The organism is Algoriphagus yeomjeoni, from assembly GCF_003259505.1.
GTDB lineage: Bacteria > Bacteroidota > Bacteroidia > Cytophagales > Cyclobacteriaceae > Algoriphagus > Algoriphagus yeomjeoni.
In genome coordinates this window covers 152664-175931 of record NZ_QLLK01000002.1, presented here as the reverse complement: position 1 = coordinate 175931, position 23268 = coordinate 152664, and the positions used below count along the sequence as shown (strand labels likewise).

Genomic DNA, 23268 nt, shown 5'->3' with positions numbered 1-23268 from the left:
CATCAGCTTAAAAAATACTGTACGACAATATGAGTGACGATAACAATTTACCTACGAACGGAGACGACTCCCTGCACACATCAGTCCCGGTGACGGGAATGTATAAAGAGTGGTTTTTGGATTATGCTTCTTATGTAATTCTAGAACGGGCTGTTCCGGCAATCGAAGATGGATTGAAACCTGTGCAGCGAAGAATTATGCATGCCATGAAGGAGATGGATGATGGTCGATTTAACAAAGTCGCGAATATCATCGGTCAATCCATGCAATTTCACCCACACGGAGATGCTTCCATTGGTGATGCAATTGTAAATATTGGTCAAAAAGAGCTTCTCATAGAAACTCAAGGAAACTGGGGAGACGTGCGTACAGGAGATCGTGCTGCAGCTGCTAGGTATATTGAGGCTAGACTTTCCAAGTTTGCACTGGAAGTATTGTTTAATTCACAGACTACCGAATGGCAACTTTCATACGATGGTAGAAAACGGGAGCCAGTTACTCTTCCAGTCAAATTCCCACTTTTATTAGCACAAGGTGTAGAAGGTATCGCAGTAGGGCTTTCTACGAAGATTCTTCCTCACAATTTTTGTGAGTTGATTTTGGCATCTATCGAAATCCTCAGAGGCAATAAAACCAATGTGCTTCCGGATTTTATCACAGGTGGATTTGCGGACTTTTCTGAATATAATGAAGGTCTGAGAGGTGGTAAGGTAAAAGTTAGAGCAAGAATTGAAGAAGAGGATAGTAAAACGCTATTAATTAAGGATATACCGTTTGGTGTGACTACAGATACACTGATAGATTCTATTCTGAAAGCAAATGATAAGGGTAAGATTAAGATCAAGAAAGTAGTAGATAATACAGCCAAGGATGTTGAGATAGCCATTCAGTTGGCGCCTGGTGTTTCGCCGGATGTGACGATTGATGCCTTGTATGCGTTTACAGATTGCGAAGTCTCTATATCTCCAAATGCTTGCGTGATTATCAAGGATACACCGGTATTTCTGACGGTAAATGAAATTCTAGAATATAACACCAAGCAGACCAAAGCACTTCTTAAGCGGGAGTTGGAAATCCGTAAAGGAGAATTGATGGAGAAGCTTCTTTTCTCTTCACTTGAAAAAATATTCATAGAAAACAGAATCTACCGAGATATAGAAGAATGTGAGACTTGGGATGATGTGTTGAAAGCTATTGACGATGGTTTGGAGCCTTATAAGCCTGATTTTTATAGAGAGATTACGACAGACGATTTGGTTCGTTTGACAGAGATTAAGATCAAGCGTATTTCCAAGTTTGATACCTTCAAAGCTGACGAGCTGATGAAACGTCTTCAGGATGAATTGAAAGAAGTAAACCATCACTTAAGGCATTTGACAGATTATGCGATTCAGTACTATGAAAACCTCCTAACCAAATATGGTAAAGGCAGAGAGCGAAAGACTGAAATCAGAACATTTGATGCGATTCAGGCTAATGTGGTAGCTGCAAACAATGCAAAGCTTTATGTAAATCGCGCAGATGGCTTTGTAGGATATGCCTTGAAAAAAGATGAGTTCGTCTGCGATTGCTCTGATTTGGATGATATCATCGTGATTCGCAAAGATGGTGTTTGTATGGTTTCCAAGATCCAGGAAAAGAATTTCATGGGCAAGGATATTTTGCATGTGGCTGTATTTCGCAAAGGAGACGAACGCATGGTGTATAACTTCATCTATTTGGATGGAGGAACAGGTCGTGCGATGGTGAAACGCTTCCAAGTCTTAGCTGTCACGCGAGATAAGGAGTATATGCTTACCAAAGGGAGTAAAGGGAGTAAAACCCTCTACCTAACCGCCAATGCTAATGGTGAGGCAGAAATTATTACCGTGTACTTGACTCAGGGAGCAAAAGCGAGAGTGAAGGTTTTTGATTTCGATTTTGCTTCAATAGACATTAAAGGAAGAGGAGCAGGAGGGAATATTCTGACTAGGCACCCAATTCGCAAGATCCAATTAAAAATGGAAGGTGTGTCGACTTTGGGTGGGTTGAATATTTATTACGACCCTATTGTTGGTAGATTAAACACAGATGAGCGAGGTAAATTAATTGGGAATTTTCTCGGTGATGATCGAATTTTGGTGTGTTACAAAAGTGGTGATTACGAATTGACTAGTTTTGAAACTACCAATCGGTATGACGCGCCAAATGTTGTTTTAATTGAAAAGTTTAATCCAGATAAGATACTGTCAGCCATATACTTTGATGGTGCTAGTAAAAGTTATTATATAAAGCGTTTCCAGATCGAAACTACGACGTTGAATAAGAATTTCAATTTCATTTCTGATCACAAAAATTCATATCTGAAACTTATTTCCTCTGAAAAGCAGCCTCAGGCTCGTGTTACTTTAATCAAAGGAAAAGAAGAGGAGGAGATGGAATATGATTTGGATATGCTGATCGATGTCAAAGGTTGGAAAGCTCTGGGCAATAAGTTGAGTACCTATGAAATCAAAAGTATAAGCTTGATTGAATCCAAGAAATCAGACCAATCAGAAGAAACTGAATCTGATCAAGATGAAGATGATTCCGACGCTGATGATGATTTGGAAGTAGGATCTACTATTGATTTATCCGTTAAGAAAGATGATGAAGAACAATTGGGGTTATTTTAGTCCTCTCTATTTTTAGATGGACACAAAGAATCAATTGGAAATAATAGATCAGGATTGGCTGGATTATTTGAGCCAATACATCACCGATAACAAGAAGTCGGTGATGGAAAAAGTCCTTGCACAAAGAACGAAGTTTTTCACTGTAGTGCTGGAGGATATATTCAAACCTCATAATGCCAGTGCAGTTCTGCGGACCTGTGATTGTTTCGGACTTCAGGATGTGCATGTCATCGAAAAAATGAATGCTTATAAGGTAAATCCTTTCGTGACCAGAGGAGCCTCTCAATGGATTGATTTACATAAATATTACAATAAAGAAGGATCAGCAGTTCAAGATTGCTTTTCAGTGCTTAGAGAACAGGGGTATAAAATCTTTGGGACTAGCCCACTACCTGGTTCAATATCCATTCATGACCTGGAACCTTCTGAGAAGATTGCTTTGGTATTCGGAAACGAGCACGATGGAATCAGTCAAGAAGTACATGAAAATGTGGATGGACTTGTTCATATTCCTATGCTAGGCTTCACTGAGAGCTTTAATATTTCTGTGGCAGCTTCCATCTCTCTTTATGAATTAGTAAAAAAAGTAAAAAACTACAATCATCCTGATTTCTATTTGACTGAAGAGGAGAAGCAACTTCTTCGAATGAAGTGGTATCGATCTGTAGTCAAGCGAGATGATTTACATGAAAAAGCATACTTGAAGTCAAAAAAATCTTAGTTCTTCTTATTGAAAAAACCCTTTATTTTTTCGTTTAAAGGCACTTTTTGAGATTTGTTTTTAGCGCGTTGTTTTTGTCTCTGCTTTTTCTTTTGCTCTTTACTTTTTACTAGAACCATTCGAGCAGAAATCCCAACCTGACCTCGATAGAATTCTTCTCGCCCAACTAGGTTGATGTTTGGTTTGTAGTCTACGGAAATCACTGTATTTAGAACAGTCAATTCCAACCCTCCAATCAGATCCAATCCCGCAGTAGCATTTCCGTAGGTATGAAGGATTTGCTTGCTTTCTGGATCTTTCACAAAACTTTCTTCCATTCCAAAAGAGGGGCCAATTCCATAATAATAATTAAATCGTTTTGAGATAATTGGGTGGTGTTTTTCCAACAATACAGAAAGTGTAGTATTTAGTTTAAAATCTGACTGCGCAATTCCCTCGATAGAAAGCCGCTTGGTGATACGCTGTTGAGCAGTGAGTCCTACTGTTCGGTATTGATTGCTATTCCCAAATCTAAGTCCTAAAGCAGTTCCATAACGCTGTGCTTGAGCCAAAGAAACGGAGAAGAAAGTAAGGAGAATAAGTAGAGTTAGACGAGTATTCATAAGTTATTCCAAAAAGAAATGACCCTTGTTCAATAACCATTCCAACCTTTGATTTTTATCAAAACCCACAAAAAAATGACCTCAAAAGCAAAGTGCTTAAGAGGTCACTATAAATAGAATTTGAGTGAATTTAAGCCTCAGAAACTACGATTTTCTCGATTTTGTCTCCAGCTTTAATCTCATCGATTACATCTAGACCTTCTACTACTTTTCCAAAGCAAGTGTGGTTTCTGTCCAAATGAGCAGTGTTATCACGGCTATGACAAATGAAAAACTGAGATCCACCGGTATTTCTACCAGCATGCGCCATCGAAAGGACTCCACGATCATGGTACTGATTTTCACCGTCTAATTCACATTTGATGTGGTAACCCGGTCCACCAGTTCCATTTCCTTTTGGACAGCCACCTTGTATCACAAAATTTGGAATAACTCTGTGAAATGTTAATCCATCGTAAAATCCTTTATTAGCAAGGTCAATGAAATTTTGAACTGCAATAGGTGCATCCTTTTCATAAAACTCCACTTTCATTGTTCCTTTTTCTGTAATAAATTCTGCTGTCTTCATCTTTTCATGTTTTCGATAAAATTTTTATTGAGGCAAAAATAGCTCTTACTTTGAATTTATTATATAGAAAAAAGCTTTTAAAAACTTATTACTTCTTTTCCCTGAAACTTGACTATTTCAATTTCACTGTTACTCCTAGGTTCAGTACTGAAATACCATAACCAATTTCTCCAAATGCCCCGATTTTTTCAGTAAAATGGTAACGCGCTCCAGCAAATAGGCTATAAGTAAATCCACCTGCAGCATCTGGCTCTGGCATACCTGGAGTAGAATTCTCTAAACTTACAGAAGCAATATTATAGCCTAGAAGTAAGCCGGCATATGTATCGAGCTTTTCTGTTAAATCAAAATGATAGGCTCCCCTAGCTCCAAAAATCAAATAGGTATAAGAAATTTTACCTAAGAATGGAATGTTGTCATTAGAACCTGCATAGCCAAGGTAGCCTCCTAAGGAAATTTGGTCATTAAAACCGTAATCAAGAGAAACACTCAGAGGAATCCCTACATCACCTGCTCCAAAAGTAGGAACTAAACCTACGCCAACATTTAGATCTACTTGTCCTTGCTGAAATTGTTGCGCTTGAACTTCATTGATAAGTGTGATTGCAAAAAGAAATGCAATAGCTGATAAAATAATTTTTTTCATAATTTTTAAATAGTTAGAGATTATTATATCCAAAAGTATGGTCCTATAAACAGCCTATCAATACGTTAAATGCCCTATAAAAAAAGGACTCTGCATTCAAAATGCAGACTCCAAGGGTATCCGGGTTTATAACTGTTACAGGAGAGGTGCCCCTTCTAAAATATCAGCTGATGCATAATTCTTGAATTTCTCAAAGTTGGCCCTGAATGCTTCAGCCAAAATTTCCGCTTGCTTATCGTAGCCTTCCTTATCTGCCCAAGTATTTCTTGGATTAAGTATCTCAGCAGGCACATTTGGACATTCTTGAGGTATTTCAAACCCAAAAACTTGATGTTTTCGATAAGCAACTTGCTCAAGTTTTCCTTCCAATGCAGCTGTGATCATTGCACGGGTATAGGTTAATTTCATTCTGGAGCCTACTCCGTATGTACCACCAGTCCATCCAGTGTTGATCAGCCAAACATTCGTTTCGTATTTCTCCATTTTCTCACCAAATAAAGTTGCGTACTCAGTTGGATGGAGCGGTAGGAATGCTGCTCCGAAACAGGCTGAAAATGTCAGTTTGGGTTCTGTAACCCCCATTTCTGTACCTGCTACTTTTGCTGTGTAGCCTGAAATGAAATGGTACATCGCCTGGCTTTTGTTTAGCTTAGAAATAGGAGGGATTACTCCAAATGCATCTGCCGTTAGGAAAAATATATTTCTTGGAATTCCGGCTTTGGATGGTTCCAAAGCATTTGGGATATAATTAATCGGATAAGCCGTTCTTGTATTTTCAGTTACAGATTTGTTCGCAAAATCAACCTCTCTGGAGTTTGCTTTGAATCGGGTGTTTTCTACAATAGAACCAAACCTGATTGCATCCCAAATTTCAGGCTCTTTCTCTCTGCTCAAGTCTATGACTTTTGCATAGCAACCTCCTTCAAAATTAAATACCCCGTTTTCTGTCCAGCCATGCTCATCATCTCCAATTAAGTTTCTATTTGGGTCCGCAGAAAGAGTGGTTTTACCAGTTCCAGAAAGCCCAAAAAAGATAGCTGTATCACCTTTTGAGCCAACATTTGCGGAGCAATGCATGGAAAGGATATTCTTATCGTGTGGCAGGATAAAATTGAGGACAGAGAAAATTCCTTTTTTCATTTCTCCTGCATAGCCTGTTCCCCCAATCAAAATAATTCGTTCGGTGAGGTTGATAATGGCGAAATTGGGATTTTTAGTCCCGTCAGTTTCAGGATCAGCTTCAAATTCCGGTGCACAGATGATTGTAAAGTCATGCTCGAAGTCCTTCAATTCGGACTCAGAGGGTCTCAAAAACATGTTGTAACAAAAGAGGTTGTGCCATGCTTTTGTATTTACCACCTTCAATTTGAGCCGATGATTTTCATCTGCTCCTGCGTAGGCATCTCTTACGAAAAGCTCCTTGTCCGCCAGAAATGCTTTCATTTTTTCCAAAAGCAAATTGAATTTCACGGAATCAAATGGGATATTAATGTCACCCCACCAGATAGTGTCTTTGGTTTTGTCGTCAAGTACTATGTAGCGGTCTTTTGGTGATCTACCGGTGAATTTGCCGGTATCAGCCATCAACGCACCAGTTGATGTGAGGTTTCCTTCTTTTCGCACTAAAGCAAATTCCACCAGTTCTGCTGGTGGAAGATTTGAATGAACTTTTCTTTCTGTGGTAGATTGAAGAAAAGCCAGGGGTGAAGTCTGGTTTGCCAGATCTAGTTCCTGCATAAATATTTGGGTTTACAATCTGAAAATTGTCTGTACAAAACTACTCAAATCCATGCTATAAAAACCAACAAAAAGTGCTTTATTTTTCAATACAATCGGTTGCGTACAAAAAACAGATGTTTATTCTGTTTGATATTCAGGACGATGCTCATGTCCTATTATAGCTTTTTTCCAATAGTGTAATTTTTAAACGTAAGCCAATAATTCAGCAGCTTTAACTTTGGAAACAAGGCTGAAAAAGGTTTATCATTGTAAAATTTATTTCACCCAAATAAAACTATCCTTGGAAAAAGACCTTAATTCCGAATTGACCGAGCCAACAATTTTTGGCCACCCTAGAGGTTTATTTTACTTATTTTTTGCAGAAATGTGGGAACGATTCAGTTTCTACGGCATGCGGGCATTGCTGACCCTCTATATGGTTGATGTCATATTTGAGGCATTAAGCGATCGGGATTATGCTACAGCAGCAGTTTATGCATCTTATGGATCTTTAGTTTATGCCTCTACTGTAATCGGAGGGAGGATTTCTGATAAAATACTGGGAATGCGTAATTCCATTTTTCTGGGTGGAATACTGATGTCACTTGGGCATTTTGTTTTGGCAATTGAAAATAACGTTGCCTTTTTTCTTGCTCTGTCTCTTATAATTGTAGGAAACGGATTCTTCAAACCAAACATATCGACTTTTGTAGGCACTCTCTATCCCGATGGTGATGCCCGAAAAGATTCTGGATTCACTATTTTTTACATGGGGATTAATATTGGTGGTTGGATAGCACCTCTGCTATGTGGTTGGCTAGCGGTGACCTATGGTTGGCATTATGGTTTTGCTTTGGCAGGATTTGGTATGCTTTCAGGCCTTATTTTCTTTTGGAGTGGGATTCGCAATGGCGTTTTTGGTGACAAAGGGATGCCTCCGGCAACAGGGGAGATTGAGCGTAAAGTGGCCGGTATCAAAAATAGATACTTGATCCCGTTACTATCGTTTTTGGCTGTACCGGTAGTAGCGTATTTGCTGTCCGCTTACAAGCCACTTGGTAGCGATGGAGATTTCTTTGGAGATCAGAATATTGTGAATATTATCTTCAAGATAATTGGTGTGAGCATTTTGGGCTATTTGGCTTATATCATTTTTCAATCCACTAAAGAAGAAAGAGGTAAATTAATTGTAGCAGTTCTTATTACAGTTTTCATGACCATTTTCTGGGGCTTTCATGAACTTTCAGGTAGCGTAATCACTCTTTTTGCTGCTAGAAACATTGATTTGGGAGGTATCATGACTGCTTCGCAAACAAATTCATTAAACTCGATGTGGATTATCATTCTAGCCATTCCTATTTCACTTTTGTGGACTTCTCTGGCCAAAAAGAACTTGAATCCACGAACTCCATTCAAATTTGGAATGGGCCTTTTATTTGCAGGACTCAGCTTCTACATCCTACACATCAGTAAGACTAGCGCTAATGAAGCTGGATTAGTGCCCTTTGCTTACTTACTTCTCATGTACTTTTTGATCTCGATAGGCGAGTTATTTATGTCGCCAGTTGGACTTTCTAAGATCACAGATTTATCTCCAAAACGTATTGTAGCATTTATGATGGGGGTTTGGTTTTTGTCCTCCGCTTTTGCTTTTCAGGTAGTTGGATTTATTGGAAAGCAGTTGGCCATAGAAAGCACGGATAAAAATATTGGGGGTTTTGACACCTTGGAAGTTTATACCGACGGTTTTTTATTAATCGCGATGTACTCAGTAGGTGCTGGTCTTATAATTTTGCTGGCGTCTCCATTTATCAAAAAGTTGATGGGTGATGTGCATTAGGCAAGCGCTACAAGTTTAATTTTAAATCAAAAGAGGCAATCGAATTCGATTGCCTCTTTTGATTTTTACTTACTGCTGAATAGACTTATTAAAATAGACTTGTCTGTACGGTAGTTTTCTTAGTTGCCTGAATAGTGCCTTTCAGCATTTCCTGCATTAATCGCAAAAACCCAGGTTCCCAATTTTCTGAGTGAATTTTGAGATCTTTACCTTCGTATTCTATTGGACCAAGCATTTTTTCATAGCCAATAATCATACTCCAAACGGTGTAGAAGGTGATTTCTGGCTGAAGTTCCGCTCGAATACTTCCATCTTTTATTCCTTGGCTCACCATCATGATTCCGATTTTGGCTGGCTCATGATGAATTTCCAAAAGCTTTTGAAAGTGAGTGGATTCCAGTGTTTTTGGGTCTATCAATTTTCTCGTTTCTGGATTATTGTACTTTTTCAACAGATCCAAGAAATTCAATATGGCATCGTAATAGACTTGATTGGATTTCGCAAAAACAACGATTTTCACCAAAAGATCACTTAGCATTTCTAAGCCAGACTTGCCTTTGGATCGGTAAACATCCCGGAATTCATCTTTAAATTGGTCGAAGGCTTTTTTGGTCAGGGCCATGAAAAGATCCTCTTTGTTCTTGTAATAGAAGTAGGTGAGGCCTTTACTGATTCCTGCGGTCTTTGCTACATCTTCCATTCGAGTAGCCAAATAGCCTTTGGAAGTGAAAAGCGAAACTGCTGAATCTAAAATGAGTTTTTCTTTATTTTTCTCTCCTGCCATGGGGTATATTCATTTTCTAAAAATCGAATTCAAAGATATTAAACTTGGGTCAAAAACTGGGTTTTGTATCTTTATATTTTAGAAAAATCTCATAAAAAAAGGCTTTAGGATAATCCTAAGGCCTTTTCTGTGGTGAGTATCATTGACTTACTTCACTTCAACGATGTAGTAATTTTTCTTTCCTTTTTGTACCAAAAGGTATTTCTTTTGAAGAAGAGTCAAGTTTATGGAAGCATTCGGATCAGACAATTTTTCTTTGTTTATACTTACTCCGCCACCCTGAATCATTTTTCGAGCCTCGCCTTTGGAAGCAAACACCACTCCCTGAGTAATTTCTCCAAAGAGGTCTAAAATTGAAGTTAATTCGGAATATTCCTCTTTACTAACCTGAACTTGTGGCACACCATCAAACACTTGCAAGAAAGTACGTTCATTTAGGGCTGCGAGGTCTTCAGTTGAGGATTTACCAAAAAGAATATCAGAAGCTTTAATAGCCATTTCTAATTCAGATTCGCCATGAACCATAGTTGTGATTTGCTTAGCGATCTCCTTCTGTAATACACGAAGGTGAGGAGCTTCCGCATGCTCAGCTTCTAGTTTTTCGATTGTTTCCTGATCCAAAATGGTGAAAATCCTGATGTATTTTGAAGCATCTGCATCGGATACATTCAGCCAAAACTGGTAGAATGCATAAGGAGAAGTTTTCTCTGGATCTAGCCAAACAGAACCGCCTTCAGTTTTACCGAACTTCGTACCGTCAGCTTTGGTGATCAAAGGAACAGTCAGTGCATAGGCTGATCCTCCACCCATTCTTCTGATCAATTCTGTTCCCGTGACGATATTTCCCCATTGGTCAGACCCACCCAGCTGAATGGAGCAATTTTCATTTTTCCACAAATGATAAAAATCATATCCCTGAATCAGCTGATAGGTGAATTCGGTAAAAGAAAGGCCGTTTCCATCCTCTAGACGTCTTTTTACAGAGTCTTTGGACATCATATAATTGACAGTAATATGCTTGCCGATATCTCTGATAAAGTCCAAAAAGCTAAACTTAGACATCCAGTCGTAGTTATTGACGAGCTCGGCTTTGTTTGAAGTAGTACCAGCGAAATCAAGAAATTTGGCTAATTGATCCTGAATACAAGAGATATTGTGATCCAGCGTGGCTTTGTCTAAAAGATTACGTTCTGCAGACTTAAAAGAAGGATCACCAATCATCCCCGTTGCACCACCTACCAAAGCAAAGGGTTTATGTCCAGCACGTTGGAAGTGCAATAAAGTCATCACTCCGACCAGATGACCTATATGCAGAGAATCTGCCGTCGGATCAAATCCTAGATAGGCAGAAGTCATTCCTTTAGTAAGGTGGTCTTCAATATCGGGAGTCATGTCCTGAAGCATGCCTCTCCAGCGTAATTCTTCTATGAATGAATTCATCTAATGAGTTGATTTTTCGAGGTGCAAATATAGGTCTGTCAGCCTAAGGAATGAAGTAAACCTGTAATCCTTTGAAGTATTTTAATGGCTTAGGCTGGGAAAAGTACCGATCAAAAAATGTCGTCTAATAAAATTTGCGATTTTGATTACTTTAATGGCCAAATCCCAACCATATGACTACTAGACTTAAGATTTTTGCAATTCTTTTGAGTTGCTTATTTGGCCACTCCATTTTGGCTCAGAATTCACCCCAATGGATGCGATATCCAGCTATTTCTCCGGATGGTAGCCAAATTGCATTTACGTTCAAAGGGGACTTGTACGTAGTTCCTAGCGCTGGAGGGGCAGCAAGACAGATTACTTTTCATGAGGCTCACGATTATCAAGCGGTGTGGAGTAGAGATGGAAAAACCTTGGCTTTCGCTTCAGATCGCTATGGCAACTTTGACATATTTGCGATGAGCCCCGAAGGTGGTCCGGCCACTAGGCTTACATACCATTCCAATGATGAACAACCTTTTGAATTCTCGGCAGATGATCAATCTGTGATTTTTGGAAGTCAGCGAATGGATATTGCAGAACACAGACAATATCCTACAGGATCGCAGCCAGAGCTATATTCAGTGCCAAAAAATGGTGGTAGAGTCGATCAGGTATTTACAATTCCTGCAGAATACGTGTCTGTAAGTAAGGATGGGAGCAAAATGCTTTACCATGATAAAAAAGGCGGAGAAAATGAATGGAGAAAGCATCATCAATCTGGAATTGCACGGGATGTATGGATGTATGATGCCAAAACCAATACCCATAAAATGCTCACTACTTTTTATGGAGAGGATAGAAACCCAGTTTTTTCTCCTGACGAATCAGAGATTTATTATCTAAGCGAGACAAATGGGAGCTTCAATGTTTTTTCTATGAATGCTTCCAATCCTGCTCAAACTGAAGCACTCACAACTCTTAAGACTTTTCCTGTTCGCTTTCTCAGTATTTCAGATGATGGGTTGATGAGTTTTGGATACGATGGTGAGCTCTATACGCTGCGCAAAGGTGAAACTCCAAAGAAAGTTGCCGTTTCCATCCAAACTCAGGCAATTTCTAATTCCGATAATTACATCGCTATAAATGGTGGAGTCCGGGAAATGTCAATTTCCCCTGATGGTAAAGAAATAGCTTTTGTAGCCAGAGGAGAGGTTTTTGTAACCTCTGTGGATGGTTCTTTGACCAAACGAATCACAAATACACCTGAGCAAGAGAGATTCGTGGAATTTGCTCCAGATGGGAAATCATTGGTTTATGCCAGCGAGCGTGAAGGAAAATGGCAGATGTTTAAAAGTACCAAAATGAGGTCAGAAGAGCCATTTTTCTTTGCTTCTACTTTATTACAAGAGATGGAACTATTAAATATAGAAGGCGAGGCGTATTTGCCAAAACTTTCTCCTGATGGTAAAAAACTAGCTTTTGTCGAAGATAGAAGAACTCTTAAAGTTTTTGATCTCGATACTAAAGAGACAGTGACTCTACTGACTCCCGATGAGCTATTTCACATGAGAGATGGTGATCAATATTTTACTTGGAGTCCAGACAGCAAGTGGCTTTTAGCTACGTATAGACCTACCATGGTTAATTCTGAGGTGGTTCTGCTCGATGCTTCCGGCAAAGAGAAAATGAAAAATCTTACCAACAGCGGATTTGGAGATAGCGAAGCAAAATGGGTGAATGATGGTAAACAGATGCTTTGGTTTTCAAACCGTGACGGTCTGAAAAGTTATGCAACTAGTGGTCAAAGTCAAAATGATGTTTACACGCTCTTCTTTGATAAAATGGCATGGGAAAAATTCACACTATCTAAAGAAGATTTTGATTTGATGAAAGAGATCGAAAAAGCCAATAAAAAGGATGAGAAGACCGATAAACCGAAAGATGAAAAGGAGGGAGAAAAGGCTAAGAAAGTTGAAAACTTGAAATTTGATTGGGATGGTTTTGATGATAGAAAGGCTAGACTTACCATCCATTCCTCTTCTTTGGGAGATGCTCTTTTGTCTAAAGATGGTGAGAAACTCTATTATTTGGCAGCATTCGAAAAAGGTATGAATCTATGGAGTACTAACCTTAGGACAAAAGAAACTAAGCAGGAAATATCCTTGGATGCCAGTTCTGCAAGTTTGACCTGGGATAAAGATCAGAAATACTTGTATTTACTTAGTAATGGTAGTATCTCTAAGATCAATCCTGAAGGAATGAAAAGGGAGTCAATCAAGATTTCTGGTGAAATGACCTATGATAAGGAAGCGGAAATGGCTTATATGTTTGAGCACATTTGGCTTCGTACTAAAGGGATTTTTTATACACCAACCATGCACGGAATTGACTGGGAGGAATCCAAAGTGAACTATGAAAAATATCTACCATCTATAGGCAATAGCTACGAATTTGCTGAAATGATTTCCGAAATGATTGGAGAACTGAATGTATCACATGCAGGTTCAAGGTATTCCAGAACAGTGGAAATGGCGGATGCTACTGCAGCGCTAGGCATATTTTGGGATTATGGTTTTGAAGGGGATGGTATCAAAATTACTGAAGTGATTGCAGGAGGTCCGTTGGATAAAGCTGATTTGGATATCAAAAAAGGGATGATCATCGAGAAAATTGATGGAATTGCCTTAACTGCTGAAAATGACCTTGCTAAGTTTCTCAATAGAAAGTCTGATACGTTTACGCTGATTGAACTTTTCAATCCTGAAACCAATGAAAGAAAACAACTAACTATCAAGCCTATTTCTCTTAGGGCAGAAAATCAATTGCTTTATAAGCGTTGGGTGAAAATGAATCAGGCTGAGGTGGATAGCTTGTCAGGCGGTAAACTTGGCTATGTGCATATTCCGGGGATGAGTGATGGCCCTTACCGAAATGTATATGAAGAGATGATGGGCAAATACCACAATCGCGAAGCTGTAGTTGTAGATACTAGATTTAATGGTGGTGGAGATTTGGTAGCTGATTTAGCCATGTTCTTTACTGGGGAAAAGTTTTTAACCTATGCTACCGAAACTAGGTCGGTGGGATATGAGCCTACTGCTCGCTGGACTAAGCCTACACTTGCGATGTTCAATGAAGCCAATTATTCGGACGGACATTGTTTTGCTTGCGGATATACTGATTTGAATATTGGTAAGACGGTAGGAATGCCTACGCCGGGTACCTGTTCATTTGCAGGCTGGGAAGGATTGCCAGATGGATCTCGATGGGGAGTAGTGCCAATTTCTGCTAAAAATAAAGCCGGAGAATGGCTGGAGAATAATGAAACTAGGCCGGAGTTTGTAGTAAAAAATATGCCAGGAAAAATCGACCAAGGCATAGATCAACAGCTTGAAAAAGCAATTGAAGAATTGCTTAAAGAAGTAAATTGAATTCTTTAGCGACAAAAAAAACCTGGTAGCAATACCAGGTTTTTTTCATTTGCTTTTTATCAATAGTGCTTATTGATATGACTTTGTGTTCAATGTTTCGTCATTCTTGAAGAAATCAGTTAGCTTTCCGAAAGAATTTTCGAAATAACCATCCAACATTTTTTTGATGATGAAAGAACGATATTCGTCTTTCGATACTATTGGAAAGTATTCATGACTCTTACCGTAGGACTTGTGACTTACAAACCCTTTGCGTTCTAATATCCTAACAATGGTAGAAACAGTGTTGTATGCAGGCTTGGGCTCGGTCATGGGTGCAAGGATGTCTTTGACGAACCCTCGTTCGATTTGCCAGAGGATCTGCATGATCTCCTCTTCGGCTCTTGTTAATGGTTTCATAAATAAGGCGTTAAGTTTTAATTAAAAGAAAATTATTCGTTTAGTTTCACAATTGCAAAAAAAACCACCTTTACTTTTAATATTTTTTAACAAACTAGAAAAATGGTTTGCATTTTGAACTACAGATTTCAACAAAAAATGACCTCAATTGAGGTCATTTTAACTTATACAGTTCTTAATTTTATTATCCTAGTTAGGTGAAGCAATTTGACGATAGGATAGGTTGGATCAAACTCATACCATTTCACAGCAAAATTTGGACGGTTTGGAAGTTTGTGATGGTTGTTTTGGAATAATTCCCCAAGCATCAACACGTCGAGTAGCAAACTATTTTTTGAATGATCATTATTGTCAAAATTTGAATAGCCATATTTATGACCACTCCAATTGACAATAGCTCCATGCACTGGACCCATTAAAAAATGGATAGGAAGAAGGAAATACATCCACCAATGCGTGCCAGGCAAATCGAAAACTGAGATGCAAAGAACATAAATTGTCACATATAATAAGCCCCAGCCGACTCTTACCAGCATCGTATCAGCAAATTTATCAAACTTGTTCCAATCAGGAATATCCTTTGAAAACCGCTCTTCAGGCTTTAATCGGAAAGAAAAATATTCGTTATAAATATTTTTAGTCTTCCACATCATTGTGAACAAGTTCTCTGTGTGATGTGGGCTATGCGGATCTTTCGGAGTATCACTGTAGGCGTGATGCATTCTATGAAGAATCGCATAGGCTCTTGGTGATAGATAAGAACTGCCTTGCCACATCCAAGTAAAGAAGTAAAAGAATTTCTCCCAATACTTATTCATATAGAACATCTGATGGGCGGCGTAACGGTGCAAGAAGAAGCTTTGGCAAAACAAGGAGAAATACCAATGCAGAAGAAAGAAAATGATGATTATCACTCGGTCTAGGTTTTATGTTAAAGCTGCAAATATAATGTTTCGTGATTCAGAGAACGAATTCTGATCCTAATCCATTCCAATTAGGTAGATGATATTTATCAGGATTTAAGGATTATTAAGGTAAATCTGTAATTTTAGTCCTATGGAAAACAAAAATAAACCTTTGAATTTTTTAGTTAAAATCCTTTTGGGAGGCATTTCTGTTCTAATCGCAGAATTCTTTTTGTCTGGTATTCACATTGACACGTTTATTACCGGGTTTATTTTAGCTGCTGTCATTATTTTAATCAATGTTACGCTTAAACCACTATTGGTTGTTTTGACTTTTCCCATAACGATAGTGACTTTAGGCTTATTTTTACTGGTAATCAATGCATTGATGATCATGCTTGCTGATCGAATTATTCCGGGATTTCAAGTTGATAGTTTTTGGTGGGCAATTTTATTTGCCATCGTACTATGTATTATCAATGCACTCTTTGGAAATAATTTGAATGCTGCGGATTAAACCAAAATATTATAAATATTTGATTACCAATGATTAATAATTATGTTTAGGTGAAGTTTTTGATCAAATAAAAATTATTTGATATCAGCTTAACTCTTTTAGCTCATCTTTTGTTAGGTGAGTGACCACAATTGGAAAAGGTAGAATTTGGTAATTATCATTCTAACTCCTAAGATTCAAAAATAAAACTTACTCATTTTCAAATTTGCAACGGCTTAAAAACTCAATTTGGGTTAAGGCTTTGTTCAATTGGTAAAATTCGATTAGATTTTGGTATTATATTACTATTTCCTTTATTACTATTGAATTTCTAATCACTTAACATTTTATATTCTTTAAATAATTGCCCCATGTCAATATCAAATCCAGGTTTTGATCCTACTCGAATAGCAGAGTTGAAGGAAGAGCTGGGGAAGCTCGATAAAACGTTTAAAATTATTCCCGACGAAGAAAATTCTGATGAATTTGTCAATTTCTATTTCATAGGAATGTATCAAGGTAAAGAAGTGATTTATGATGCTGCTTTGTATACGTTAAGACTGCACCACGCAAGCGAAGTGTATGAATTAGCAGAGCATAAAGCCGCTCAAAAATTCCCGAATTTCAAAGGAATATCCTATGAAGAGGATGAAAATGGAAATTTGAAACCATTAACGAGCGAAGAAGAGGAGATCGGCTGGTTTATCACGGAGATAATAATGGAAATAGAGGAGGATGAGAGTGTGAAAGTTCAGGAATTTGTAGATATAGATACCCATCATGATTATGGGATTGGGCTTGATGGAGCTTTGAATATTGAGCATATCAATGAGAAGGTGATTTCAAATTTTATTAAGGAGTTTAATGACGATACCTTGGAGTTGGATGACACGATGTATGCTTTCCAATCTGAAGAAGAGGATATTGAGGATTAATTCAGGTCAATAGAAATTCACCTAAATAACGCTTGTGATTCCCAAGCGTTTTTTTATGCTAAAAATTGCTTATTCATCGATTTACAAGCACCCGTTGCCGGAGGGGCATAGGTTTCCAATGGAAAAATATGAGTTGCTTCCTGGTCAGTTACTACATGAAGGAATTGTACAGGAGGATAACTTTTTCGAACCAAAACCTATCGATGAAAAATGGATTTTGAATACGCATACTCAGGAATATTGGAACAAGCTTCAATACTTAGGTTTGACAAAATCTGAAGTAAGGGCTACTGGATTTCCATTATCCAAGGAGCTTGTTCTACGGGAAATAACAATATTAAATGGTTCTGTCCAGGCAGCAGAGTATGCTATACAATATGGAATTGCTATGAATATAGCCGGTGGTACCCATCACGCCTATGCTGACAAAGGAGAAGGTTTTTGCTTGTTAAATGATATTGGAGTTACGGCTAATTATTTAATTGAAAATCAGTTATCTAAAAATGTTCTAGTAATTGATTTGGATGTTCATCAAGGAAATGGAACGGCTAGTTTGTTTGCAGAAAATCCAAACGTGTTTACATTCAGTATGCATGGAGCAAAGAATTACCCGATGCGAAAGGAAGTTTCTGATTTGGATTGTGCTATACCGGATGGAACAAATGATGTGGAATACCTTAGGATTCTTGAAGCTCAACTTAATCGTATTTTAAAAGATTTTTCTCCTGACTTTATTATTTATCAATCTGGAGTGGATGTTTTGGAGACAGATAAATTAGGAAGACTGGCTCTGACTGTAGATGGTGTGAAACGACGCGACGCTTTAGTCCTAAATCTGGCCAAATCACTCCGATCGCCCATTATGTGCTGTATGGGGGGAGGATATTCTTCGAAAATATCCCAAATAGTCGATGCCCACACCCAAGTTTACAGACTGGCACAGGATATCTATTTTTAGTCAGCAAATCTTTATTTTATCCATTGATCACCTCATGATTCTTGTAAAATCAATACTTTCTTTATATTTGCGCCCTTGTAATCAATAACATCAACAAAGTGAAAAGAGGACTAAATCTAATCGGTGCATTGAGCCTTGCTACAGTGCTTTTATACGGCTGCGAAACTGCAGGAACTGCTGACTCTTCTGAAAGCAGCACTTCATCTGAAGTAACACAAGGTGATTTAACTATTGCTTTTGTTTACACAGATAGTGTAATCAACAAATATGATTACTTCAAAACTAAGTCTGCAGAGCTTACTGAGAAAGGAAAGAAATTCGAAGGGGATCTTCAGGGAAGAGCTTCTGGATTTCAGCAGGAAGTGCAAACTTTCCAACAGACTGGCGGTAACATGACTCCGAATCAAGCTAGAGCTAAGCAGGAAGAATTGGCTAAGAAAGAGCAAAATTTGATGACTTACCGTGATAATTTGATGCAAGAATTATCAGCCGACGAAGCAGCACTTTACAGCGAAGTTTACGATAGAGTTCAATCTTATATTAAGACCTATGCTGAAACGAATGAGCTAACAATGGTTTTGAGCTACACTAGAGGTGGTGCTGTATGGTATGGTAATGATGCTTTGGATATCACTGAGTCGGTTATTGAAGGTTTGAATAAAGATTATACTGCAGCTCCTGCAGATACAGTGAAATAAACTGAGATACATTTTCCAAATATTGAAACCCGGCCTTGGCTGGGTTTTTTTGTGGGGAAAAATTGGGTAATTTTAACCTTCCAACGATAATTTATAGAATGAAAATTACTGAATTTTTAAAGCACAATTATAGACACTTCAACGCAGCTGCATTGATCGATGCAGCAGAAGGATACAAAAGCCATTTGGATAATGGTGGTAAGATGATGGTAACTTTAGCGGGTGCTATGTCCACAGCTGAGCTGGGTATTTCCCTTGCAGAGATGATCCGTCAAGATAAAATCCAAATTATTACCTGTACTGGCGCAAACTTGGAAGAAGATGTGTTCAATTTGGTTGCACATGATTATTATGAGCGTATTCCAAATTACCGTGAGCTAACTCCAGCGCAAGAGCAGGATTTGGTGGAAAGACACATGAACCGTGTTACTGATACCTGCATTCCAGAAATGGAAGCCATGAGAAGAATTGAAAATGTAATTTTGGAAGAGTGGGTGATAGCTGATCAAGCTGGAGAGGCATTTTTTCCTCATGAATTTTTCTATAAAATTTTACTTTCAGGAAAGCTAGAAGATTCTTATCAAATCGACCCGAAAGATAGTTGGTTGCTAGAAGCAGCTAAAAAGAATATTCCAATCATAGTCCCAGGATGGGAAGATTCCACTTTGGGAAACATGTTTGCAGGGCATGTGATCTCTGGAGATGTGAAGAATGTGCATACGGTAAGAAGTGGAATTGAGTACATGATGTACCTAGCAGAGTGGTATACAAATACTGCAACTGACGAAAGTACCATCGGATTTTTCCAGATTGGCGGGGGAATTGCAGGAGACTTCCCTATATGTGTGGTGCCGATGTTGCATCAGGATTTGCAAAGAGACAATGTGCCGCTTTGGGGCTATTTCTGCCAAATCTCTGATTCGACCACTTCTTATGGTTCGTATTCTGGGGCTGTTCCAAATGAAAAGATCACGTGGGGCAAATTAGGAATCGATACTCCGAAATTCATTATCGAATCTGATGCAACGATTGTAGCACCTCTGGTATTTGCCATTGTGCTGGATCAATAAATTATGAGAAAATTTAATAACGTATTTCAAAAAGCAAGTGGCGTCATGCTACTTGCTTTTTGCTTTTCATTTAATCTTCAAGCCCAGGAGGTCGTTTCTCTTTCTGGTGCAAATAGCCCTCAGGATGACATGAATCCTGTTTGGATTGGAGATAATACCTTGCTTTTCACCCGTGCTTTTCACCCTGATAATATAGGTGGAGTCACCGACCCAGGAGATATTTGGATGACCAAAAAATCTGAAGCTGGAGAGTGGCAAGAAGCTGTCCATCGCTCTGATTTGAGCACAGGTGGTTATGATTTTTCACTTGGGCTAGAGGATCTACTTACACTTTTGGTGTATCACACAGGAGGAGAGAGATTCGGAATATATCAATATTCCAAATTTGGTAAAGACTGGAATTTTCTTCGTCAAGTATCAATGCCAGGTTTGGAAGAACTCGCAGGGAAGGTATCTGGACGAGTAGGATCCGCAGGAAAAGTTATTTTTTTATCTGCAAAAGGAAAGGATTCAATGGGAAATGAAGATATCTACGTGAGCGAGAAACTAGGACCTGTAGAATGGTCAAAACCTGTTAATATAGGATCAGGTGTCAATACTATTGGACAGGAGATGAGTCCTTACTACAATAACAAATCAGGAGAATTATACTTCTCTTCTAACATGCATGAAGGTGCAAGTGGAAAGGATATTTTTATAGCAAAACGCCTAGGTGATGGCTGGAATAAATGGAGTAAACCTATGATTTGGCAGCAAGTGAGTTCGCCAGGATCTGAAGTCTCGGTGACCTTTATTAATGAAGGAGAAGTAGTTTGGACTAGTACTCAGAATAGTGATGGCTTCGCTGATTTGTTGACTTTCGAGACAATTGTTCCTCTCGAAATTCCCGATGCAATTATTACCCAAGATCCTGATCCTGTGGCTGCTATTGAAAAGTCGACTTCAGCTAAAACGGTTTCTATGGTGCCTATTTATCCTTCTTCAGCAGTTGGTTTTCCAGAAGTAAAGGTTGCAGAACAGGAAATAGAGCAGGAAGAAAATCCTATTTCTTGGTTTGTTGTAGATGCTAAAAATAAGACCTTGGTTCCTTTTTCTATTAGTTGGAAAGTAGGCGAAACAACAGTTTCTAAAAATGCTTCTGATTCTCTTATGTTATCAGAACTAGCAGGGTCACAGCTGAAAGAGGTCAAGATCAATGCTGAAGGATATTTTCCAAAGACTGTTTTAATCAGTCAAATTAAAACAGATGAGCCAACAGTAGTGCTCATGACCAAAGCTGAGTCTGGGAGTATGATATTACTTGAAAATGTAAGTTTCAAGCGAGGAACAGCAGAACTGGAAGGAGAGGATACCAAAGCAACTTTGACTGAACTAGCGGGATTCCTATTGGAAAATCCAGCTATGAAACTTAGAATTCATGGACACACAGACAGTGCTGGAGACCCAGGATTGAATAAGGCGCTTTCGTTGGATAGAGCGAGCAGTGTAAGGGATTTCTTAATTGAGCAAGGAGTACCATTTGAAAGCTTAAGGATATCAGGATGGGGAGGCACTAGGCCAACTGCTTCTAACTCAACTGAAGTGGGAAGGTCTAAAAATAGAAGAGTAGAACTGGAAGTAGAACGATAAGCAGTATTCAGTCTCAGTGATCAGTAACAGTTTTAGACCTGATTTAACTATTTTCAGATATGAAGTAAAACGGCTTTGAAAGTTATTTCAAAGCCGTTTTGATTTTTTAAAGCGAGAAGTCTCCTCGATAATCCCTTCTTACAAATTGATTAGCAGGCTCAAAGTTCGTCACCTTCATATTTGGACCATCCCAAACCAGTTTGATTCCTCTTCCAGGGTAGTCAAATTCATTGGCGTTATCTGGTTTTGGTGTTCTATAGTCATAGCTTCTAATGGCAAGATTTCCCATCAAAACTGATTCAGTAAGTGGACCAGCGATAGAGAAAGGAGAGCTCAAGTTTTTATATTCCTTAGATCCATAACCCGCAATACAAGCTTCAACCCAGTTATTATAATGCCCATTATCTCCTCCAGGTACTCGGTAAAGGGTTTCTGGTACATTGATATCCTTTGTCTTTGAAGTAGGAAGAAGCTGAGGGTTAATACCATAGGTCGAGCACATCATTTTTCCTTTTGTGCCCTCTATGATTACCCCATTTCCACCATCACCCATTTGCTCATTTGGAGCAAGTTCCTCAGGTCTATTCGGTTGAATTCCGCCGTCCATCCAGTGGAATTCAAGGTCTTCCTTTCCAGGTCTAGCGAATCGCAATGTGATATGCGAAGAAGGAGGACAGCTTTCAGGGAAATATCCTCTTTGAAATTCGCCTACATAAACTGACCCAACGGAACATTCGGCAGATACCGGATAACCGAGATCTAATACTCGGAATGGAGGCTCCATGATATGGCAGGCCATGTCACCAAGTGCTCCAGTACCATAATCCCACCAACCTCTCCAGTTAAATGGCACTAGGTTGCCCACATAATCTTTGTACGGGGCTGTACCAAGCCATAGGTCCCAATCCAAATCGGTTGGAGGAGTGACAGGCTCTTTTGGCCATTGGATACCTTGAGGCCAAACAGGTCTATTAGTCCAGGTATATACCTTAGTAGCTTCGCCAATCAAGCCTGCATCATACCATTCTACCATTTTACGAACCCCATCTCCAGAGGAACCTTGATTACCCATTTGAGTTACTACTTTGTATTTTTCGGCAGCTTGTGTGAGCATTCTAGCCTCGTAGATATCGTGAGCAAGAGGTTTTTGAACATAGACATGTTTTCCCATTTTCATAGCTGCCATAGCGGCTACAGCATGTGTATGGTCGGGAGTTGACACAGTGACTGCATCAATATTGTTTCCTTCTTTGTCCAGCATCTCTCGGAAATCCTTATAGTATTTTGCTTTAGGATGCAATTCTCTACTTCCTTTTGCTCTGCTATCATCCACATCACAAAGCGCGATAAAATCTGCCTTTTCAGTTCTGGTAATTCCGCGCACGTCACCACCTCCCATTCCACCAACACCTATACTGGCAACTCGAAGCTTGTCACTTGGTGCTATAAATCCTGGTCCGCCTAAAACATTTCTTGGTACAATGTAAAATCCGGCGGCAGCTAACGCACTGCCTTTAAGGAACTTTCTCCGGGAGCTCCCAGAACCTGAGCTATTATTTTTCATTTTTTTGTTGATTATGTTAAAAGGGTTTTTTGTCTTTTTGTGGGAAAGTAGGTCAAATAAAACATTCTTTTCACCGTGAGAAATTTGAAATTATTAAAAACTCCTCACATTCTTGAACCCATTTATAAAAATACTGGCTGTATTCCATGCAAGGTTGTATAAGAGACGTGGATTATTTGTTTTATTATAAATTCAATTTGATTGAATAAACTTATTAAAAAAAATAG

The 23268-nt window shown here is 38.8% G+C and carries 19 protein-coding genes; 10 read left to right on the top strand and 9 right to left on the bottom strand.

What is annotated here, in order from left to right; genetic code table 11:
- Positions 1 to 29: 29 nt before the first annotated feature.
- Both LV83_RS04050 and LV83_RS04045 read left to right on the top strand, forming a co-directional pair.
- On the top strand, positions 30 to 2654 hold the full coding sequence (locus LV83_RS04050; protein WP_111610255.1) for a DNA gyrase/topoisomerase IV subunit A: 2625 nt from the start codon (positions 30 to 32) through the stop codon (positions 2652 to 2654).
- A 16-nt stretch (positions 2655 to 2670) separates the two neighbouring features.
- Entirely contained in the window at positions 2671 to 3375 is a 705-nt protein-coding gene (locus LV83_RS04045) for a TrmH family RNA methyltransferase (protein WP_111610254.1), read from the top strand.
- Here LV83_RS04045 and LV83_RS04040 read toward each other — a convergent pair.
- From LV83_RS04040 to pckA, 4 genes are all read right to left on the bottom strand, one after another.
- Complete coding sequence (locus tag LV83_RS04040) at positions 3372 to 3977, bottom strand: hypothetical protein (protein ID WP_111610253.1); 606 nt, start codon at positions 3975 to 3977, stop codon at positions 3372 to 3374. The two genes, LV83_RS04045 and LV83_RS04040, sit on opposite strands and share 4 nt — an antisense overlap.
- Positions 3978 to 4107: 130 nt before the next feature.
- Complete coding sequence (locus LV83_RS04035; RefSeq protein WP_111610252.1) at positions 4108 to 4545, bottom strand: peptidylprolyl isomerase; 438 nt, start codon at positions 4543 to 4545, stop codon at positions 4108 to 4110.
- 112 nt (positions 4546 to 4657) lie between these two features.
- Positions 4658 to 5191 (bottom strand): outer membrane beta-barrel protein, encoded by a 534-nt coding sequence (locus LV83_RS04030; RefSeq protein WP_111610251.1) that lies wholly within the window; start codon positions 5189 to 5191, stop codon positions 4658 to 4660.
- 135 nt (positions 5192 to 5326) lie between these two features.
- On the bottom strand, positions 5327 to 6928 hold the full coding sequence (pckA, locus tag LV83_RS04025) for a phosphoenolpyruvate carboxykinase (ATP) (RefSeq protein ID WP_111610250.1): 1602 nt from the start codon (positions 6926 to 6928) through the stop codon (positions 5327 to 5329).
- A 283-nt stretch (positions 6929 to 7211) separates the two neighbouring features.
- Between pckA and LV83_RS04020 the strand changes: the two genes are divergently transcribed.
- Positions 7212 to 8750: a peptide MFS transporter gene (locus tag LV83_RS04020; protein WP_111610523.1), complete on the top strand. Its 1539-nt coding sequence runs from the start codon at positions 7212 to 7214 to the stop codon at positions 8748 to 8750.
- An 88-nt stretch (positions 8751 to 8838) separates the two neighbouring features.
- Here LV83_RS04020 and LV83_RS04015 read toward each other — a convergent pair whose 3' ends face one another.
- Positions 8839 to 9534, bottom strand: coding sequence for a TetR/AcrR family transcriptional regulator (locus LV83_RS04015; RefSeq protein WP_111610249.1), 696 nt, complete (start codon positions 9532 to 9534; stop codon positions 8839 to 8841).
- Between the two features lie 147 nt (positions 9535 to 9681).
- Entirely contained in the window at positions 9682 to 10974 is a 1293-nt protein-coding gene (gene tyrS, locus LV83_RS04010) for a tyrosine--tRNA ligase (protein ID WP_111610248.1), read from the bottom strand.
- 173 nt (positions 10975 to 11147) lie between these two features.
- Here tyrS and LV83_RS04005 point away from each other — a divergent pair, with 173 nt between their 5' ends.
- The gene (locus LV83_RS04005) at positions 11148 to 14387 is read left to right on the top strand and encodes a S41 family peptidase (protein WP_111610247.1); all 3240 of its coding nucleotides are present in this window, start codon (positions 11148 to 11150) and stop codon (positions 14385 to 14387) included.
- A gap of 69 nt (positions 14388 to 14456) precedes the next feature.
- On the opposite strand, the gene LV83_RS04000 is transcribed toward LV83_RS04005, so the two are convergent.
- Complete coding sequence (locus LV83_RS04000) at positions 14457 to 14786, bottom strand: BlaI/MecI/CopY family transcriptional regulator (RefSeq protein WP_111610246.1); 330 nt, start codon at positions 14784 to 14786, stop codon at positions 14457 to 14459.
- A 164-nt stretch (positions 14787 to 14950) separates the two neighbouring features.
- Positions 14951 to 15700, bottom strand: a complete 750-nt coding sequence (locus tag LV83_RS03995; protein WP_111610245.1) for an acyl-CoA desaturase — start codon at positions 15698 to 15700, stop codon at positions 14951 to 14953.
- Between the two features lie 142 nt (positions 15701 to 15842).
- On the opposite strand from LV83_RS03995, the gene LV83_RS03990 reads away from it, so the two are divergent.
- The 6 genes from LV83_RS03990 to LV83_RS03965 all read left to right on the top strand — a co-directional run bounded on the left by LV83_RS03990 (position 15843) and on the right by LV83_RS03965 (position 21477).
- Complete coding sequence (locus LV83_RS03990) at positions 15843 to 16208, top strand: phage holin family protein (protein WP_111610244.1); 366 nt, start codon at positions 15843 to 15845, stop codon at positions 16206 to 16208.
- Between the two features lie 350 nt (positions 16209 to 16558).
- Positions 16559 to 17122 (top strand): hypothetical protein, encoded by a 564-nt coding sequence (locus LV83_RS03985; protein ID WP_111610243.1) that lies wholly within the window; start codon positions 16559 to 16561, stop codon positions 17120 to 17122.
- A 55-nt stretch (positions 17123 to 17177) separates the two neighbouring features.
- Positions 17178 to 18080, top strand: coding sequence for a histone deacetylase family protein (locus LV83_RS03980; RefSeq protein WP_111610242.1), 903 nt, complete (start codon positions 17178 to 17180; stop codon positions 18078 to 18080).
- Positions 18081 to 18178: 98 nt separating this feature from the next.
- Positions 18179 to 18778, top strand: coding sequence for an OmpH family outer membrane protein (locus tag LV83_RS03975; protein WP_111610241.1), 600 nt, complete (start codon positions 18179 to 18181; stop codon positions 18776 to 18778).
- Between the two features lie 98 nt (positions 18779 to 18876).
- Positions 18877 to 19848 (top strand): deoxyhypusine synthase family protein, encoded by a 972-nt coding sequence (locus LV83_RS03970; protein WP_111610522.1) that lies wholly within the window; start codon positions 18877 to 18879, stop codon positions 19846 to 19848.
- Between the two features lie 3 nt (positions 19849 to 19851).
- Positions 19852 to 21477: an OmpA family protein gene (locus LV83_RS03965; protein WP_111610240.1), complete on the top strand. Its 1626-nt coding sequence runs from the start codon at positions 19852 to 19854 to the stop codon at positions 21475 to 21477.
- Positions 21478 to 21583: 106 nt separating this feature from the next.
- On the opposite strand, the gene LV83_RS03960 is transcribed toward LV83_RS03965, so the two are convergent.
- Positions 21584 to 23041: a Gfo/Idh/MocA family protein gene (locus LV83_RS03960; RefSeq protein WP_111610239.1), complete on the bottom strand. Its 1458-nt coding sequence runs from the start codon at positions 23039 to 23041 to the stop codon at positions 21584 to 21586.
- Between the last annotated feature and the right edge of the window lie 227 nt (positions 23042 to 23268).

Bases quoted from the DNA above. Each gene is read 5' to 3' on its own strand.
- LV83_RS04050 (WP_111610255.1), top strand. From the start codon at position 30: ATGAGTGACGATAACAATTTACCTACGAACGGAGACGACTCCCTGCAC.
- LV83_RS04045 (WP_111610254.1), top strand. From the start codon at position 2,671: ATGGACACAAAGAATCAATTGGAAATAATAGATCAGGATTGGCTGGAT.
- LV83_RS04040 (WP_111610253.1), bottom strand. From the start codon at position 3,977: ATGAATACTCGTCTAACTCTACTTATTCTCCTTACTTTCTTCTCCGTT.
- LV83_RS04035 (WP_111610252.1), bottom strand. From the start codon at position 4,545: ATGAAGACAGCAGAATTTATTACAGAAAAAGGAACAATGAAAGTGGAG.
- LV83_RS04030 (WP_111610251.1), bottom strand. From the start codon at position 5,191: ATGAAAAAAATTATTTTATCAGCTATTGCATTTCTTTTTGCAATCACA.
- pckA (WP_111610250.1), bottom strand. From the start codon at position 6,928: ATGCAGGAACTAGATCTGGCAAACCAGACTTCACCCCTGGCTTTTCTT.
- LV83_RS04015 (WP_111610249.1), bottom strand. From the start codon at position 9,534: ATGGCAGGAGAGAAAAATAAAGAAAAACTCATTTTAGATTCAGCAGTT.
- tyrS (WP_111610248.1), bottom strand. From the start codon at position 10,974: ATGAATTCATTCATAGAAGAATTACGCTGGAGAGGCATGCTTCAGGAC.
- LV83_RS04005 (WP_111610247.1), top strand. From the start codon at position 11,148: ATGACTACTAGACTTAAGATTTTTGCAATTCTTTTGAGTTGCTTATTT.
- LV83_RS04000 (WP_111610246.1), bottom strand. From the start codon at position 14,786: ATGAAACCATTAACAAGAGCCGAAGAGGAGATCATGCAGATCCTCTGG.
- LV83_RS03990 (WP_111610244.1), top strand. From the start codon at position 15,843: ATGGAAAACAAAAATAAACCTTTGAATTTTTTAGTTAAAATCCTTTTG.
- LV83_RS03985 (WP_111610243.1), top strand. From the start codon at position 16,559: ATGTCAATATCAAATCCAGGTTTTGATCCTACTCGAATAGCAGAGTTG.
- LV83_RS03980 (WP_111610242.1), top strand. From the start codon at position 17,178: ATGCTAAAAATTGCTTATTCATCGATTTACAAGCACCCGTTGCCGGAG.
- LV83_RS03970 (WP_111610522.1), top strand. From the start codon at position 18,877: ATGAAAATTACTGAATTTTTAAAGCACAATTATAGACACTTCAACGCA.
- LV83_RS03965 (WP_111610240.1), top strand. From the start codon at position 19,852: ATGAGAAAATTTAATAACGTATTTCAAAAAGCAAGTGGCGTCATGCTA.
- LV83_RS03960 (WP_111610239.1), bottom strand. From the start codon at position 23,041: ATGAAAAATAATAGCTCAGGTTCTGGGAGCTCCCGGAGAAAGTTCCTT.